This is a genomic window from Enterobacter cloacae complex sp. ECL414 (assembly GCF_021869685.1).
GTDB lineage: Bacteria > Pseudomonadota > Gammaproteobacteria > Enterobacterales > Enterobacteriaceae > Enterobacter > Enterobacter kobei.
Genome location: NZ_CP091481.1, coordinates 456,999 through 473,030, shown reverse-complemented (window position 1 = coordinate 473,030; position 16,032 = coordinate 456,999). Strand labels below are relative to the sequence as shown.

Here is a 16,032-nt window from a genome sequence, read left to right as displayed (position 1 = left end):
CGAGGCTCCTGTTATTTACCGCTGAGCGAGTTGTGGATCATGTCGAGCCAGTTCGGCACGGTCAGATGGAAGGATTCGATCATCTTCATGTCGAAGCCGCGGAAGAAGCCGCTCAGCACGAAGAGCAGAACGATCGCCGCCATCATCACTTTGGTGACGTGGTTCCAGCCGCTCTCTTCAACGCCTTTACCGATCAGGATCCCCAGCACCAGGCCCGGTACGGCGTTACCCATGATCAGCTGTGCCGCGCCGCCAAAGATGGTGGCCCAGAAGCCCGATTTTTTACCGGCGTCGATGGCCGCCAGCCAGAAGATCACCGGCATCACGGTGTTGACCAGCAGGTTCGCAGCGGGCACCAGCACCTTCACGGCGGTGACCTGAAGCGCAGCCGGTACGGAGGAGGCCGTCAGGTTAAGGAAAGTCACGACGATCATGCCGATCACGCCACAGGCAATCGCCATTTTGCGCGGATCGTGCAGCGTTTCGCCGACGTTACGGTTTTTGATCATCAGTGCCGCCGCGCCCCAGTTTGGGATGATGCGGTGGTCAACGTCCTGTGTGAAAGCACCCGCGGCCACGGAAGAGGCCCAGGCGTTAAAGAAGAAACCTAACCCAAAGGAGAAGTGAGAAGCGGGATCCCCTTCGCAGGAGTTCAGTTCCCCCAACGTACGAAACGCGCCCATACCCTGAGTGGTAGGCGCATGAAACATGCGTGCAGCCCCGGCCCCAACACCGACGCCTACCAGGCCGCCGATAATGAGCGATTTTATTAATATAATTAAGAACATCAGTCTGCCCTTTTATGAATAATCAGCGTTGCGTGACGAAGTCCACCCGATCGAGATTGATGGCGGTCACGTTGACGGTCACATCCAGCTCCACGCTGTAGGTGCGTCTTTCCCGGCGCAAAAAGAAGAACAGAAACGCTTCTTTACGCACCGCTTCTTGCGCCTGAACGACCTGCACATCCTGTGGCTCAATACGCAGTAAGATATGCGGTGAGGCTTTCATCACCGCGGCCTGAACGTGGTTGAGCGCGTCGGCAAAGGCGCGCGCTTTGGCGTCGCCCTTCCCCTTCACTCTCACCGTGGTTGTGAACTGTTCTTTCATGCTTATGCGCCGTGTTTCTTCTGCCACGCCTGCACCAGACGCTCGCCCAGCTCTTCTTTGTCCATAAAGCCAAAGCCCAGCACGTTGCAGCCTTCGTTGATGGCGGTGACGCCTTCATCCACCGAACGCATGCCGTATTTGGCTTTGTAGCCATACTTGGTTTGCGCGGTAATCGCGCCCGCGCCGCCGCTGCCGCAGAAGGAGATGCCGAAGGTGGCGTTTTCCGCTTTCATTACGTCGCCGAGCTTCATATCCGCTGCCATGCCCGGCACAACCACCGCGCGTCCACCTGCTTTTTCCACCCCGGCCGCCACTTTCTGACCTTTACCCAGGCGATCGCCAATCACGACTGTAATCTGTTCCATGTGTTGCTCCTTAAAGGTTGTCTTTCGCGACTTCAAAGTGAACGGAGAGCAGCCAGGCCTCTTCATCAGGAAGGTTGCCAAACTGCGCCACCACTTCACGGGCAAGCCGCATTGAATCCGGTGAAATTTCGTCAAACAGCTCTGCTTCAACCTCCGGCAGCGGCTCGCCGGTCACGGACCGGTGCGCCATGGCGCGAACGTGGGAGGTGAGCATCTGCTCCTGTACTGCGTTGGGGATGATGTTGTGCCGGGCCAGCAGGGCATAGACCTGCTGTAGCATGGTGTTCGCGAGCTGTTCTGTTTGCACCGCCTGTTCCCCAACGTCGTTCATTACCGCTCCGTTAATCACTCGTCTTACCCCGTTAATGGCTCTGGAATAAAACTAACGGTGGGGAGGAAGGGTTTGTAGCGAGTTGTTTTCCACTTCGAAGTGGAAAGGCAAGCCGCGGCAGTGATCTGTGCCACATAAATACGGTGAATGCGGTCAAATCAATGCATTTACGTGATGAATATCACTGATTCCAGCGGTCAAAGGCGGGCAGAGGCAACGAAAACGTTCAGGCGTGGTAATGCAAAAATGTGATGGCGATAGGGTTTACTTATCACCACGCAAAAAAACGGGAGCCACTGGCTCCCGTTGGGTGTTGGTCCGATGCGCGATCGGTTAACGGTATTTCTTGTGATACGTGTTGCGGGTCGTCACGAACTGCTCGGCCGCCGCCTGGGCTTCTTTGACTTTGCCTTCGTTGGCCAGCTTCAGCGCGCCGTCAATCTGGCCGACCAGCACGTCAAAGCCGTGGCGATAGTCTTTCATCTCTGCGCTGTCAGCCGCTTTGCTTTCCAGCTTCGGCGGTGTCGCTTTTTGGGCGTCCAGCGCCGCTTCACGCATTTTGGTCAGGGCGTCTTTCATTTCCGCCGCATTGTCCGTCTTTTGCACCACCTTCAGGTTTTGCCCGAGGATGCCCATGTCTTCTTCAAGATCGGCAGCAAACGCAGAAGAGCCAAGAACCAGCGTTGAAGCCGCGACGATCGCTAACAGATGTTTACGCATTGCTCACTTCCTTTTTTATTATTAACAAAACGCTATCTTTATTGACCCGCAATTTTCATCTCGGGCAGCAGTACAGAACCACACTGTATATTGCTACGTGTTTCAATATCGTTACCGACCGTAACGATGTTGCGCCACATGTCCTTCAGGTTGCCGGCGATGGTGATTTCGCTCACCGGATACTGAATTTCACCGTTTTCGACCCAGAAGCCCGCCGCCCCGCGAGAATAGTCTCCGGTGATGCCGCTGACGCCCTGGCCCATCAGTTCGGTTACCACCAGACCGGTGCCCATCTCTTTCAGCATCTGCTCAAAGTTCAGGCCCTGCCCGGCAATACGCCAGTTATGGATACCGCCCGCGTGACCAGTACTTTTCAGCCCCAGCTTGCGCGCGGAGTAGTTGGTCAGCAGCCACTGGGTCAGAATTCCGTCTTTAACGATATCGCGGCGTTCCGTGCGCACCCCTTCGCTGTCGAACGGCGTAGAGGCCAGCCCTTTCAGCAGAAGCGGGTGTTCTTCAATGGTCAGCCATTCCGGCAGGATCTGCTTGCCCAGCGAGTCGAGCAGGAAGGTGGATTTACGGTAAACGGAGCCACCGGCGATAGCGCCCACCAGATGACCAAACAGACCGGTTGCCACTTCATTGGCAAAAATCACCGGGGCTTTCATGGTAGAGAGTTTACGCGGCGACAGGCGAGACAGCGTGCGTTCGGCACACTCTTTGCCCACCCACTCCGGCGACTGCAAATCCCCCAGCGCGCGGCCAATGGTGTAAGCGTAGTCACGCTCCATGTCACCGTTCTCTTCGGCGATGACGCAGCTGGAGAGCGAGTGACGGGTGGAGCAGTAGCCCTGCAGCATGCCGTGGCTGTTGCCGAAAACTTTGATGCCGTAGTGGCTGTTGAAGCTGCCGCCTTCGGTATTGGTGATGCGCTTGTCGGCCTGCAGGGAAGCCTGCTCGGCACGCGCGGCCAGCTCGATGGCTTCATCCGGGGTGACTTCTGCCGGGTGGAAGAGATCAAGGTCCGGCGCATCAAAGGCCAGCAGCTCTTTATCGGCCACGCCGGCGTAAGGATCCGGCGAGGTGTATCGGGCGATATCCAGCGCCGCCTGCACCGTGCGGGCAATGGCATCCGGGCTGAGATCGGTAGACGACGCGCTGCCTTTGCGATTCTGGTGATACACCGTGATCCCAAGCGCGCCATCGCTATTGAATTCTACGTTCTCCACTTCGCCATAGCGGGTGCTCACGCTGATACCGGTGGTTTTGCTGACCGCCACTTCGGCGCCATCTGATTTTTCTGAAGCAAGCATCAGCGCGGTGGAGACGGCTTCTTCCAGAATCTTACGCTGCGCTTCAACTTGTGAGGTTACTTTCATCGCAAATGCCATACTGTAAGAGAGAGTTAAATGAAGTCTAACAGAGAACCGTTTTTCAGTGCGCGTCTTAACTGGTAACATTAGCCTCTTTTTTTAAGGAGCCTGACATGACTAAGCAGCCCGAAGACTGGCTCGACGACGTTCCCGGTGATGACATCGAAGACGAAGATGATGAGATCATCTGGGTCAGTAAAAGTGAAATTAAACGCGACGCCGAAGAGTTAAAACAGCTTGGCGCAGAAATGGTAGAACTGGGTAAAAACGCGCTGGACAAAATCCCGCTCGACCAGGATCTGCGTGATGCCATTGAACTGGCACAGAAAATCAAAAAAGAAGGCCGTCGTCGCCAGCTTCAGCTTATCGGGAAAATGCTGCGTCAGCGCGACGTAGATCCGATCCGCCAGGCGCTGGATAAACTGAAAAACCGCCACAACCAGCAGGTTGCGCTGTTCCATAAGCTGGAGCAGATCCGCGATCGTCTGATTGAACAGGGCGATGATGCGGTACCGGAAGTGCTGAACCTGTGGCCGAATGCCGACCGTCAGCAGCTGCGCTCTTTGATCCGCAACGCGAAGAAAGAGAAAGAAGGGAATAAACCGCCGAAGTCTGCGCGTCTGATTTTCCAGTATCTGCGCGAGCTGTCTGAGAACGAAGGGTAATCTGTGCGGTTTTGCGCCGGATGGCGGCGTAAACGCCTTATCCGGCCTACAAGGTCGTGCAAAATCCAGGCCCGGTAAGCGCTAGCGCCACCGGGCTTTTTTTTACTCTGCGGCCTCGGCCTTTTTCGCCAGACCGTCCAGCAGCTTCTGATGGATCCCACCAAACCCGCCGTTGCTCATCACCAGAATATGGTCGCCAGGCTGTGCGGCTTTCACCACCATATCCGCGAGCGCATCCACATCCGCACTCCAGTGGGCAGGCTGAATGCAGGCATCGGCCACTTCCGCCACCTGCCACGGAATATGCTGCGGCTGCAGCAGGAAGACTTCATCGGCACGGCCTAACGACGGGGCCAGATCGTCTTTGCAGATGCCCATTTTCATGGTGTTCGAGCGCGGTTCCAGCACGGCAAGAATGCGCGCGGTGCCGCCGACCTTGCCACGCAACGCGGCAAGCGTCGCCAGAATAGCCGTTGGGTGGTGTGCAAAATCGTCATACACCGTCACGCCATTAGCTTCACCGCGCAGTTCCAGACGGCGGCGGGCATTGATAAACGTGCCCAGCGCATTGGCGGCATCCGCAGGCAGAACGCCGACATGACGCGCAGCTGCAATCGCCATCAGGCCGTTGTGCATGTTGTGTTCGCCCACCAGGCCCCACTTCACCTCACCCACTTTTTCGCCGTCGAGCAACACTTCCCACTCGGAGGCATCCGCGTTGAGTTTCTTCGCCTGCCAGTGACCCTGCTCGCCCACCAGCTCCTGCTCGCTCCAGCAGCCCATCGCCAGAGTCTGCTTCAGGTTGATGTCATTCTCCGGCAGGATGATACGGCCCTGCCCCGGCACGATGCGTACCAGGTGGTGGAACTGCTTCTGAATCGCTTTCAGGTCGTCAAAAATATCCGCGTGATCGAACTCAAGGTTGTTGAGGATCAGCGTGCGCGGGCAGTAATGGACAAACTTGGAGCGTTTGTCGAAGAACGCGCAGTCGTATTCGTCCGCTTCAATGACAAAGAATGGGCTATCGCCCAGACGCGCAGAAACGTCGAAGTTACCCGGCACGCCGCCGATCACAAAGCCCGGCTTGTAGCCACAGGCTTCGAGGATCCAGGTCGCCATGCCGGCGGTGGTGGTTTTGCCGTGGGTACCCGCAACGGCAACCACCCAGCGGTCACGCAGGACGAAATCATGCAGCCATTGCGGGCCGGACATGAATGGAATATTGCGCTCCAGCACCGCTTCAACGCACGGATTGCCGCGGGTCATGGCATTGCCAATAATGACCAGATCCGGCTCGGGATCCAGCTGGCTGGCATCGTAGCCCTGAATCAGAGAGATACCCTGCTTCTCCAGAAGCGTGCTCATCGGCGGATACACATTGGCGTCCGAACCTGTCACTTCATGGCCCAGCGAGCGCGCCAGCATTGCCAGCCCGCCCATGAAAGTGCCACAAATCCCCAATATATGAATGCGCATACGTCACTATCCTTCTTCAATGTGGCGCACATTTTACTCACATGTTAGCGGCTGTGAAACGCATTTCAGGTAAATCCGTATGTTGCTGGCGCGATTCACCTCTGCGCTACTATTTGAATATTTGTTAAGATTGTTGGGCTTTAGTCGTTTTAGTGAACATACAATCGCTCTACTCACAAAGATGCAGGGAAAGTGTTATGAAAACGTTAGGTGAATTTATTGTCGAAAAGCAGCACGAGTTCTCTCATGCTACGGGTGAACTCACTGCTTTGCTGTCGGCAATAAAGCTGGGCGCTAAGATCATCCATCGTGATATCAACAAGGCCGGTCTGGTCGATATCCTGGGTGCCAGCGGTGCCGAGAACGTTCAGGGCGAGGTTCAACAGAAACTCGATCTGTTCGCAAATGAAAAACTGAAAGCTGCACTGCGCGCGCGCGACATCGTTGCGGGTATCGCCTCCGAAGAAGAAGATGAAATTGTTGTTTTCGAAGGGTGTGAACACGCGAAATACGTTGTACTGATGGATCCGCTCGACGGTTCCTCCAACATCGACGTTAACGTTTCTGTCGGTACCATTTTCTCCATCTACCGCCGCGTCACGCCTGTTGGCACGCCGGTGACCGAGGAAGATTTCCTGCAGCCTGGCAGTAATCAGGTGGCTGCCGGTTACGTCGTCTATGGCTCCTCCACCATGCTGGTGTACACCACCGGGTGTGGCGTTCACGCCTTTACCTACGATCCATCGCTGGGCGTCTTCTGTCTGAGCCAGGAGCGTATGCGCTTCCCGGAGAAGGGCAACACCTACTCCATCAACGAAGGCAACTACATCCGATTCCCGAACGGCGTGAAGAAGTACATCAAATTCTGTCAGGAAGAAGATAAAGCGACTCAGCGCCCGTACACCTCCCGCTATATTGGCTCGCTGGTCGCGGATTTCCACCGTAACCTGCTGAAAGGCGGTATCTACCTCTACCCAAGTACCGCCAGCCACCCTGACGGAAAGCTGCGCCTGCTGTACGAGTGCAACCCAATGGCGTTCCTGGCCGAACAGGCGGGCGGCAAGGCGAGCGACGGTAAAGAGCGTATTCTGGACATCGTGCCGGAAAGCCTCCACCAGCGCCGTTCCTTCTTCGTCGGCAACAACCACATGGTTGAAGACGTTGAGCGCTTTATCCGCGAGTATCCGGACGCGTAATCTCTCACTCCCGGGGAGCCCGTCTGGCTCCCCAACACATTTATATCTTTTACCGTATAAGTGTTTATAAAAAACACGCTTTTATATTCGCCATTGCTCCTGCATTATTTCCATAACAGTTTGACAGATATTTCGTGGAGCAGCATCGCAATGAAAAATTATTCCCGGGCGAATACCGGCATTGATTTAAACCTTATTCCTGTATTTATTGAAGTGGTCCGCTGCGGCAGCATGGCAAAGGCCTCAGTGCGCCTGGAGATGTCACGTCCTGCGGTGAGCCTGGCCCTGAAGCGTTTTAATCAACTGTTTGATGAGCCATTATTTTTCCGCAAGGGTTTATACCTTGAGCCAACTGAAAAAGCGTTAGCGTTAACCCACTCACTGGAAATATTAATGGGCGATATTCACGATAATATTGCGGCCATTAATTCAGGGCGAAATAAATCCCCGGCACAGAACGTACCGGGGTTGGGAAATATTATGCCGCAGTCTGAGCCGTCAATTTAAATGATGACATGGCCTCCATCAGCTGACGCGACTGCTCTTCCAGAGAGCGGGTCGCGGCGGAGGATTGCTGCACCAGCGCCGCATTCTGCTGCGCCGTTTCGTCCATCTGATTCACAGCAATATTCACCTGCTCAATGCCGCGGCTCTGCTCCTGAGACGCGGTCGCAATCTCGCGCATCAGTTTGGTCATGCGCAGCACTTCGGTGGCAATCTCATCCATCGTTTCACCCGCCTGCTGGGCCAGCTCGCTGCCCTCGTTAACGTGGGTCTGCGAATCGCTGATAAGGGATCGGATCTCTTTCGCCGCGTCGGCGCTGCGGCTGGCAAGGTTACGCACTTCACCCGCCACGACGGCGAACCCGCGCCCCTGCTCGCCCGCGCGCGCCGCTTCCACGGAGGCGTTAAGGGCCAGAATATTGGTCTGGAAGGCAATGCCATCGATCACGCTCAGGATGTCAGCAATACGCGCTGAACTGCCGGAGATATCACGCATTTTTTCAATCACGTAGCAGACCATTTCGCTGCCGTGATCGGCGGTATCAGAAACCGATTTCGCCAGCTGGTGCGCCTGCTCGGCATTATCGGCGTTGAGTTTCACCGTGGCGGTAATCTGTTCCATACTGGCTGCTGTCTGCTCCAGCGAGGTGGCGGTGGATTCTGTACGCTCGGCAAGATCCCGGTTGCCCGCCGTCAGCTCACGGCTGCCGGTGTCGATTTGCGAGCTGGCATCGCGTACCCGCATCACCGAGTGCATCAGCGACTGACGCATCACCTCTATCGCCGCGTTAAGGCGGTTAAATTCCTGGCTCGCCGGGGCATTCAGCGTGTGGGTTAAATCGCCCGCCGCCACATTCTCCAGCTGAGCAATGGAAGCAGAGAGCGGCTTAAGCAGCATATGGCGCAGCACCAGCCAGGCAAGCACGATGATGCCAGCCGTCAGCAGCGCGGCGACAATAATCAGGATCAGCACGCGGGTTTTGCTCGCCTGTACGGCAGTGACTTCCGCCTTCCCTCGCGCTTCGCTCCATGTCTGAAACGCCTGCATATCGTTATCAAACTGCTTCGCCACGGGGATCAGCGTATTCTCCAGCAGGTCGTAATAACTGTCCGCGCTCTGGTCATTCAGGGTTTTTAGCATCGGATTGATGCCCTGCTGGTTATACGTCGCCAGACTGGTTGCCACGTTATCCAGCAACTTTTGCCCCTGCTCGTCAGCCACGCCGCCGTCGATCACGCCTTTCAGCGTTTTCTGAGCCACGGCGATTTCCTGATTGATGTTTTTAACCGATTTGGCCGCATCATCGAGCATGCCGATTTCCATCATCCGGACGGCCTGGCCCGCCTCATTGCGCGCGCGCAGAATCAGCGTATAGCCGGTATTTAGCCGCACCATCTGCTCACCCTGAAGGTGATTAATGCGCTGCAGTGAAGAAGAACTCTGTGTGAGGGCATAAATGCCAATGCCGCTGACAATCAGCAGCAGAAGGGTCATAACGGCCAGTAAAGAGAGCAAGCCGGTACGAATCGATAGCGTTTTAAGCATGATATTATTTCCGGTAGCGAGATATTTCTGGACAGAAAAAAAGGTTATCGGCCGCTACCGGAAAATGTTTAGACTTTAAGCAAATTCAGCGTGTTATCGCTCTGTTACCGAGGTGTTTACGCGAGTAACAGGCGAGCTTTGACGGTTCTCCCAGAGCACCGTCAGACCGCGCTGCAGGGCAATAAATATAAACAGCAGAATGCCGATGGCGATCTTGGTCCACCAGGAACTGAGCGTGCCGTCAAAGTTGATATAGGTCTGGATCAGCCCCTGGATCGCTACGCCGAACAGCGTTCCCAGCACCGTCCCCACTCCGCCGCTGAGCAGCGTGCCGCCAATGACCACAGAGGCAATCGCGTCCAGCTCAACGCCTACGCCTGCAAGGGCATAGCCCGCCTGGGTATACACCGAGAAGACAATACCCGCCAGCGTTGCCAGGCCGGTTGAGAGCATATAGATGCGGATGGTCGTGCTGCGGGTCGAGATCCCCATCAGGTTTGCCGACGTGGCGTTCCCGCCAATGGCGTAAACCTGATTACCGAACCGGGTACGGTGGGCAAGGAAGATGCCTACAACTACCACGCCCAGCATCAACAACCCCATCGCGCTCAGACGGCCACCGCCGGGGATTTTCCACGCCAGGCTGGAGAGCGTGTCGTACACCGGGTGGTTAATCGGGATGGACTCTTCCGATACCAGGTAACTCACGCCGCGCAGAAAGAACATCCCGGCGAGGGTAATAATAAAAGCGGGAATTTTTAGCGCGTCGATCAGTAGCCCCATAAAGGCGCCAAACGCACAGCCCATCGCCAGCACCAGCGGAAACGCTACCAGAGGGGAGAGCCCCCAGAAACCGATCGCCTTGGCGAGGAACACGCCGGTAAACGCGATCACCGAGCCAACGGAGAGATCGATCCCACCGGAGAGGATCACAAAGGTCATCCCGACGGCGATGATGCCTAAAAAGGCGTTATCGGTCAGGATGTTGCAAATCACGCGCGTTGAGGCAAAACCGGGGAACTGGGTCAGACAGTAGAGATACCCCAGCACAAACACGCCCAGCGTGATCATTAACGGTAAATTACGTTTTATCATGGCCACGGATCCCCTTAATGATGCTGACAAAGCGCGGTGACTGGACGATCAGCACGCAGAGTACGACCACCGCTTTTACCACCTGGTTGAGTTCCGGCTGAAAACCGGAGAGCAGGATCCCGGTGTTCATGCCCTGAATGATCAGCGCGCCAATGACCGAGAGCAGCAGGTTAAAGCGCCCGCCCATCAACGATCCGCCGCCAATCACCACCGCGAGGATGGCATCCAGCTCCAGCCAGAGCCCGGCATTGTTGGCATCGGCCCCGCGGATATCGGCCGCGACAATCACCCCGGCAATGGCGGCACAAACGCCGCTCAGCACGTAGGTCAGCATCACCATCAGCCGCGTATTGACCCCGGCATTTCGTGCCGCACGAATGTTGATCCCCACCGCTTCAATAAACATGCCGAGCGCTGTTTTGCGGGTGAAAAGCCAGAACACCACTAATGTGACCAGAGCCACGATCACCGGTGTTGGAAAGAACAGGAAATTGCCGCTGCCGATCCACGCCAGACTCGGGGAGTTAAAGGTGACTATCTGTCCGGAGGTGATCAGCTGCGCCACCCCGCGCCCGGCCACCATCAAAATAAGGGTGGCGACGAAAGGCTGAATTTTTAGTACCGCCACCAGAATGCCGTTCCACAGTCCGGCCAGCACGCCGGTTCCCAATGCCGCCAGCAGCACCACCGGCAGGCTATGGCCCGCCACGGTCATGGAGGCTGCGGTAGCCCCGGCAATAGCCATCACTGCGCCGACGGAGAGGTCAATCCCGCCGGTGGCTATCACCAGCGTCATACCAATCGCCAGCAGCGCGACGGGCGCGGCACGGTTTAAAATATCGATCGGGCTGCCAAACAGGCGACCATCCTGAACAATAATCTGGAAGAAATGCGGTGCGACAAGGCTATCCACCAGTAACACCACTAGCAGCGCTGCGATTTGCGGCGTGCCGGTTGGCCAGTTAAAGCGGCGCTTTGACTCACCGGTTTGCGAAAGCGAACGGGACATCACAATTCACTCCTTATGCCGCGATGGCATTCATGATCGCCGGAACGGACAGCTTATCCAGCGGGATCTCAGCCACCTGTTTGCGATCGCGCATGATGATCACGCGATCGGCATACCCCACCAGTTCTTCCAGCTCGGACGAAATGACCAGCAGCGCCAGCCCGTCGGCACACAGCGTTTCGATAAGCCGGATAATTTCGGCGTGCGCGCCAACGTCAATGCCGCGCGTGGGTTCATCCAGGATCAGGAACTGCGGTTTGGTCAGCAGCCAGCGTGACAGCAGCACTTTCTGCTGGTTACCGCCGGAGAGAAATTCGATCGGCTGTTCCGCGCTCGGCGTACGAATACCCAGCTGGCGAATAAAGCGCTCGGCAATGGCGTTTTGCTCTTTACGCGGAATTGGACGCAGCCATCCGCGCTGCGCCTGTAGCGCCAGAATGATATTTTCCCGCACCGAGGCGGCGGCAATAATGCCGTCTGTTTTCCTGTCTTCCGGGCAGAACCCCACTCCCAGACAGGAGGCCTGATGCGGCGATCGCAGGGTTTGCGGTTTACCTTTGATCAACGCGGTACCGCTGTCCGCAGGCTTGATGCCGAAGATCACCTCGGCGGTTTCGGTCCGGCCTGACCCTAGCAGCCCCGCCAGCCCGACAATTTCGCCGGGGCGCACTTCGAGGTTAAACGGTGAGATGATCCCTTTTTTGCCGTAATCGCTGAACGCGGCCACCGGTTTTTCGCTCAGCAGCGTGCGCCCTGCGCGCTGGAGCGCATTGGTCTCCAGCTCACGGCCCAGCATCATTTTGACCAGCTCAATCTGCGGCAGCTCGCGGGTTTCACGGCAGCCGACAAAGCTGCCGTTACGCAGTACGGTAATGCGATCGCTCACTTCATACACCTGATCGAGGAAATGTGTGACGAAGATCAGGCTGACGCCCTGATCGCGCAGCTGGCGCATCAGGGTAAAGAGCATCTCGACTTCCTGGGTATCGAGGCTGGCAGTAGGTTCGTCGAGGATCAGCACCTTCGCGGAGAGATCGATCGCGCGGCAAATGGCGACGATCTGCTGCATCGCGACGGAAAACCGGTTCAGCGGCTCGCGAACGTCGAGGGAGAAGCCGTAGGATTCCATCAGTTTCGTCGCCCGCGCTTCCATCTCTTTGCGCCGTAGCAGGCCAAAACGTCTTGGTTCACGACCAATAAACAGGTTATCCGCCACCGACATATTTGGCAGCAGGTTCACTTCCTGGTAGACCGTCCCAATCCCAAGCTGTTGAGCATGGGCGGTATTTTTTGGCGAAATGGCGTTGCCTTCCAGCCAGATGGTGCCGCGATCGGCGTGATAAACGCCGGTCAGAGATTTAATCAGCGTCGATTTTCCCGCGCCGTTCTCGCCCAGCAGCGCCATAATTTCACCGCGCCGCAGGCTGAAATCAACGTTATCCAGCGCTTTTACACCCGGGAAAAATTTGCTTAAGCCCTCTGTGCGGAGGATTTCCTGGTGCTGTTCAGTGGTCATGGTTCCCCCTACATCAAGCCGGGTGGCGCTACGCTTATCCGGCCTACAAAAGAGCGTATCGTAGGCCGGGCAAGCGCAGCGCCACCCGGCAATTTCACTGGCTTAGTAGCCCATGTTTTTCTTCTTCTCTAACTCTTCTTTCGCCGTGTCAGGCAGGTAGAGCGTGGACTTGGTGACGGTCACCTTCTCAGGCATCGTGCCGTCTTTCTTGAATTTCTCCAGCGCATCAAATGCCGGACCCGCCATATTTGGCGTCAGTTCTACGCTGGCGTTGGCTTCGCCGTCGATCATCGCTTTGTAGATATCCGGCACACCGTCGATAGAGCCGGTGAGGATATCTTTGCCCGGCTTCAGGCCCGCTTCTTTAATCGCCTGAATCGCACCAATCACCATGTCATCGTTATGGGCGTAAACCATGCAGATGTTCTTGCCGTTGTTTTCCGCTTTAATGAAGCTCTCCATGACCTCTTTACCTTTACTGCGGGTAAAGTCGCCGGACTGAGAGCGGATAATCTTGATGTTTGGCGCTTTCGCGATGGCCTCAGCAAAACCCTTCTTACGGTCGATAGCCACGCTCGCCCCCACGGTGCCCTGCAGTTCAACGACGTTACACGGCTTGCCGTCGACCTGTTTTACCAGCCAGTCGCCAATTAATTGCCCTTCAAGCACGTTGTTGGCCGTCACGGTGGTCATATAGAGAGATTTGTCTTTAACGTCGATGGAACGATCGAGCAGGAAGACCGGAATCTCAGCATCTTTGGCTTCTTTCAGAACCGGTTCCCAACCGGTCGCCACCACTGGCGCGATAAAGATGGCATCCACGCCCTGAGCAATAAATGAGCGCACGGCTTTGATCTGGTTTTCCTGCTTTTGCTGACCATCGGCGATTTTCAGCGTGATGCCGCGTTTCTGAGCCTCGCTTTTCGCAACGTTGGTTTCTGCCGCACGCCAGCCGGATTCAGAGCCAACTTGCGAAAAACCTACGGTTAAAGGGGCGGCCATCGCCATAGACGACATGGCTGCCGAAACTGCTGTGACAAGAAGTAAGCGCTTCCACATATGAGCGTCCTCGTAGGGGTGTTTATTGTTGGTTAAAAGATGTTCTGCGAAATGACTATAGCCAATGAAATATGTAACGAATTGCGTTACATCACACTTCGGAAAAGTGAATAAAACGTTAATCACAAGTTTGTAATCGCTTTCATTTCACCATTAAAAATGCGGCTGAGTTTATGGATTTTTCTGTCATGGAATCGGTCTGAAAAGTGGTGCTGGCGGGGAGAGAATGCGAAAACAGGCGGAGACATTCAGCGTGAGTTGGCTATAATACCTGCCACTTGTTTACCATCCATTTTAAAGGACACCGACATGAGCTTACTCAACGTCCCAGCGGGTAAAGAACTGCCAGAAGACATCTACGTAGTTATCGAAATCCCGGCAAACGCAGATCCGATCAAATACGAAGTGGACAAAGAGAGCGGCGCCCTGTTCGTAGACCGTTTCATGTCTACCGCGATGTTCTATCCATGCAACTACGGTTACATCAACCACACCCTGTCTCTGGACGGTGACCCGGTTGACGTACTGGTCCCAACGCCATACCCGCTGCAGCCAGGCGCAGTCATTCGCTGCCGTCCAGTTGGCGTGCTGAAAATGACCGACGAATCCGGTGAAGATGCGAAGCTGGTTGCAGTACCGCACACCAAGCTGAGCAAAGAGTACGATCACATTAAAGATGTGAACGACCTGCCAGAACTGCTGAAAGCGCAGATCACTCACTTCTTCGAGCACTACAAAGACCTCGAAAAAGGCAAGTGGGTTAAAGTTGACGGCTGGGACAACGCAGAAGCGGCGAAAGCAGAAATCATCGCCTCTTTCGAGCGCGCGGCTAAGAAGTAATTCTTACGCTGACAATGAAGGCCCCGCGAGTCGGGGCTTTTTTGTATCTACCGTATACCTGAGTGATAAGCCCTGGCTTAACTCAGGATGGCCTGTAGCCTTAAAAGCGCATCTTCTACGGTTTCATCTGATGCCACGCCTATTCGTTTTGCCAGACGCGCGCCCAAATCCATCATTCGGATTTGGTTTACCAGAATGACGCCGTGAATATTCCCTTCTTCACAAGACAGCGGCACACTGAAACCCGCATAGCGGGCAAAATTTCCCCCCTGTGTAACAGGCGCAACCAGCGTCATTCCCAGCTGGTTGAACGCGCTAACGGATAGCACTAAAGCGGGCCTGCCTGCGCCCTTTTGTTCATGACCATTTGCAGGATCGAAGCCGACGAGAACGATATCACCTCGTTCAAAACAAGGTCGCTTCACCATACTTCGTCACCTACGGGACCTGACGTACCCCATGCGTCCTGTTCGTTAATTTCCGGGGCTGACATATCACACTGCGCCAACAACTCTTCAAGCGAGTACTGTTTACTCACCGGTGTGAGCACTAACTGATTATTTGTCACCTGAGCCTCCATACTCTGACCTGGTTTTAGGCCAAGTTCTTTCATTACTACGCCAGGAATGACCATACCGGCACTGTTTCCCCATTTCTTAATGGTTATACGCATCGACACCTCCAGAGTTATACATAGTATAACTCATTATGGTGCGGATGATGTTTTACCCTTCATCAGCAATGAACGCCACCGGATAACGTAAGTGATGAAAGGATTAGGAATAACGCTCGAAGGAAAAAAGAAAGCAGGAGGAAATTTCACTGTGGGCTGCGAGCCGCCGCACAAAAAACAACGCCACCTTCCGGTGGCGTTGTCGTTTTTCAGTACTGGTCTCTGTCTAACCAGTTACCGCTTACAATCCGCGTTAACCCATCGACCGGACGCTGGTAGACATACATCCACGCACTTCCGTACGGCGTCTGGATCAACTGGCGAGCGTATTCACCGCCCCTGGTGCGCAAGGCATCAAGTTCGGCAAGTGTAGCATTATCAATACGATAAACTTCACCCTGTACTGTTCCTTCGCCGGGAACCGCGCCTGGATAGTGGCCCAGGCTGTACAACTGGTAATTTTCGATATTGTAATTCCCCAGCAGCAGGGCATTGGTCATCCAGTGACTGTTGCCTTGCTTGGTTCGTAAACTGCCGTAGACAAATATTCGCAT

The 16,032-nt window shown here is 55.4% G+C and carries 19 protein-coding genes; 4 read left to right on the top strand and 15 right to left on the bottom strand.

Translation table 11 applies throughout. The features are described 5' to 3' along the window. Window positions 1-11 precede the first annotated feature (11 nt). From L3068_RS02235 to pmbA, 6 genes are all read right to left on the bottom strand, one after another. Entirely contained in the window at window positions 12-788 is a 777-nt protein-coding gene (locus L3068_RS02235) for a DUF4311 domain-containing protein (RefSeq protein ID WP_008501408.1), read from the bottom strand. 22 nt (window positions 789-810) lie between these two features. Next, window positions 811-1,110, bottom strand: a complete 300-nt coding sequence (locus L3068_RS02230) for a DUF4312 family protein (protein WP_008501409.1) — start codon at window positions 1,108-1,110, stop codon at window positions 811-813. A 2-nt stretch (window positions 1,111-1,112) separates the two neighbouring features. Then, window positions 1,113-1,475: an SFCGS family glycine-rich protein gene (locus tag L3068_RS02225; protein WP_006179053.1), complete on the bottom strand. Its 363-nt coding sequence runs from the start codon at window positions 1,473-1,475 to the stop codon at window positions 1,113-1,115. A 10-nt stretch (window positions 1,476-1,485) separates the two neighbouring features. Continuing rightward, the gene (locus L3068_RS02220) at window positions 1,486-1,824 is read right to left on the bottom strand and encodes a glycine dehydrogenase (protein ID WP_086527803.1); all 339 of its coding nucleotides are present in this window, start codon (window positions 1,822-1,824) and stop codon (window positions 1,486-1,488) included. Between the two features lie 315 nt (window positions 1,825-2,139). Beyond that, a complete protein-coding gene (cybC, locus tag L3068_RS02215) occupies window positions 2,140-2,526 on the bottom strand; it encodes a cytochrome b562 (RefSeq protein WP_014882281.1) in 387 nt (128 codons plus the stop codon). Between the two features lie 38 nt (window positions 2,527-2,564). Continuing rightward, window positions 2,565-3,917: a metalloprotease PmbA gene (pmbA, locus tag L3068_RS02210; protein ID WP_117581617.1), complete on the bottom strand. Its 1,353-nt coding sequence runs from the start codon at window positions 3,915-3,917 to the stop codon at window positions 2,565-2,567. A 95-nt stretch (window positions 3,918-4,012) separates the two neighbouring features. On the opposite strand from pmbA, the gene yjgA reads away from it, so the two are divergent. Continuing rightward, the gene (yjgA, locus tag L3068_RS02205) at window positions 4,013-4,564 is read left to right on the top strand and encodes a ribosome biogenesis factor YjgA (RefSeq protein ID WP_014882279.1); all 552 of its coding nucleotides are present in this window, start codon (window positions 4,013-4,015) and stop codon (window positions 4,562-4,564) included. Between the two features lie 102 nt (window positions 4,565-4,666). Here yjgA and mpl read toward each other — a convergent pair whose 3' ends face one another. Beyond that, window positions 4,667-6,040: a UDP-N-acetylmuramate:L-alanyl-gamma-D-glutamyl-meso-diaminopimelate ligase gene (gene mpl, locus L3068_RS02200; protein WP_014882278.1), complete on the bottom strand. Its 1,374-nt coding sequence runs from the start codon at window positions 6,038-6,040 to the stop codon at window positions 4,667-4,669. A gap of 197 nt (window positions 6,041-6,237) precedes the next feature. Here mpl and fbp point away from each other — a divergent pair, with 197 nt between their 5' ends. Further along, window positions 6,238-7,236, top strand: a complete 999-nt coding sequence (gene fbp, locus L3068_RS02195) for a class 1 fructose-bisphosphatase (protein ID WP_014882277.1) — start codon at window positions 6,238-6,240, stop codon at window positions 7,234-7,236. 60 nt (window positions 7,237-7,296) lie between these two features. After that, window positions 7,297-7,743, top strand: a complete 447-nt coding sequence (locus L3068_RS02190) for a helix-turn-helix domain-containing protein (protein WP_224955188.1) — start codon at window positions 7,297-7,299, stop codon at window positions 7,741-7,743. Here the strand turns inward: L3068_RS02190 and L3068_RS02185 are convergent. From L3068_RS02185 to ytfQ, 5 genes are all read right to left on the bottom strand, one after another. Then, complete coding sequence (locus L3068_RS02185; protein WP_117581615.1) at window positions 7,715-9,286, bottom strand: methyl-accepting chemotaxis protein; 1,572 nt, start codon at window positions 9,284-9,286, stop codon at window positions 7,715-7,717. The two genes, L3068_RS02190 and L3068_RS02185, sit on opposite strands and share 29 nt — an antisense overlap. 93 nt (window positions 9,287-9,379) lie before the next feature. After that, the gene (yjfF, locus tag L3068_RS02180; protein WP_045281977.1) at window positions 9,380-10,381 is read right to left on the bottom strand and encodes a galactofuranose ABC transporter, permease protein YjfF; all 1,002 of its coding nucleotides are present in this window, start codon (window positions 10,379-10,381) and stop codon (window positions 9,380-9,382) included. Further along, window positions 10,368-11,393, bottom strand: coding sequence for a galactofuranose ABC transporter, ATP-binding protein YtfT (gene ytfT, locus L3068_RS02175; protein ID WP_014882273.1), 1,026 nt, complete (start codon window positions 11,391-11,393; stop codon window positions 10,368-10,370). The genes yjfF and ytfT overlap by 14 nt, the downstream gene beginning before the upstream one ends. Window positions 11,394-11,403: 10 nt before the next feature. Continuing rightward, entirely contained in the window at window positions 11,404-12,906 is a 1,503-nt protein-coding gene (ytfR, locus tag L3068_RS02170) for a galactofuranose ABC transporter, ATP-binding protein YtfR (protein ID WP_045134407.1), read from the bottom strand. Between the two features lie 102 nt (window positions 12,907-13,008). Next, window positions 13,009-13,965 carry a galactofuranose ABC transporter substrate-binding protein YtfQ gene (ytfQ, locus tag L3068_RS02165; protein ID WP_014882271.1) on the bottom strand — a complete coding sequence of 319 codons (957 nt, stop codon included), beginning with the start codon at window positions 13,963-13,965 and terminating at the stop codon, window positions 13,009-13,011. Window positions 13,966-14,274: 309 nt separating this feature from the next. Between ytfQ and ppa the strand changes: the two genes are divergently transcribed. Further along, window positions 14,275-14,805, top strand: coding sequence for an inorganic diphosphatase (gene ppa, locus L3068_RS02160; RefSeq protein ID WP_008501423.1), 531 nt, complete (start codon window positions 14,275-14,277; stop codon window positions 14,803-14,805). Window positions 14,806-14,882: 77 nt separating this feature from the next. On the opposite strand, the gene L3068_RS02155 is transcribed toward ppa, so the two are convergent. The 3 genes from L3068_RS02155 to L3068_RS02145 form a co-directional block, all read right to left on the bottom strand. Beyond that, the gene (locus L3068_RS02155) at window positions 14,883-15,233 is read right to left on the bottom strand and encodes a type II toxin-antitoxin system ChpB family toxin (protein WP_117581613.1); all 351 of its coding nucleotides are present in this window, start codon (window positions 15,231-15,233) and stop codon (window positions 14,883-14,885) included. After that, complete coding sequence (locus tag L3068_RS02150; protein WP_032637647.1) at window positions 15,227-15,478, bottom strand: AbrB/MazE/SpoVT family DNA-binding domain-containing protein; 252 nt, start codon at window positions 15,476-15,478, stop codon at window positions 15,227-15,229. Before L3068_RS02150 ends, L3068_RS02155 begins: the two co-directional genes overlap by 7 nt. A 209-nt stretch (window positions 15,479-15,687) precedes the next feature. After that, complete coding sequence (locus tag L3068_RS02145) at window positions 15,688-16,032, bottom strand: gamma-glutamylcyclotransferase family protein (RefSeq protein ID WP_014882267.1); 345 nt, start codon at window positions 16,030-16,032, stop codon at window positions 15,688-15,690.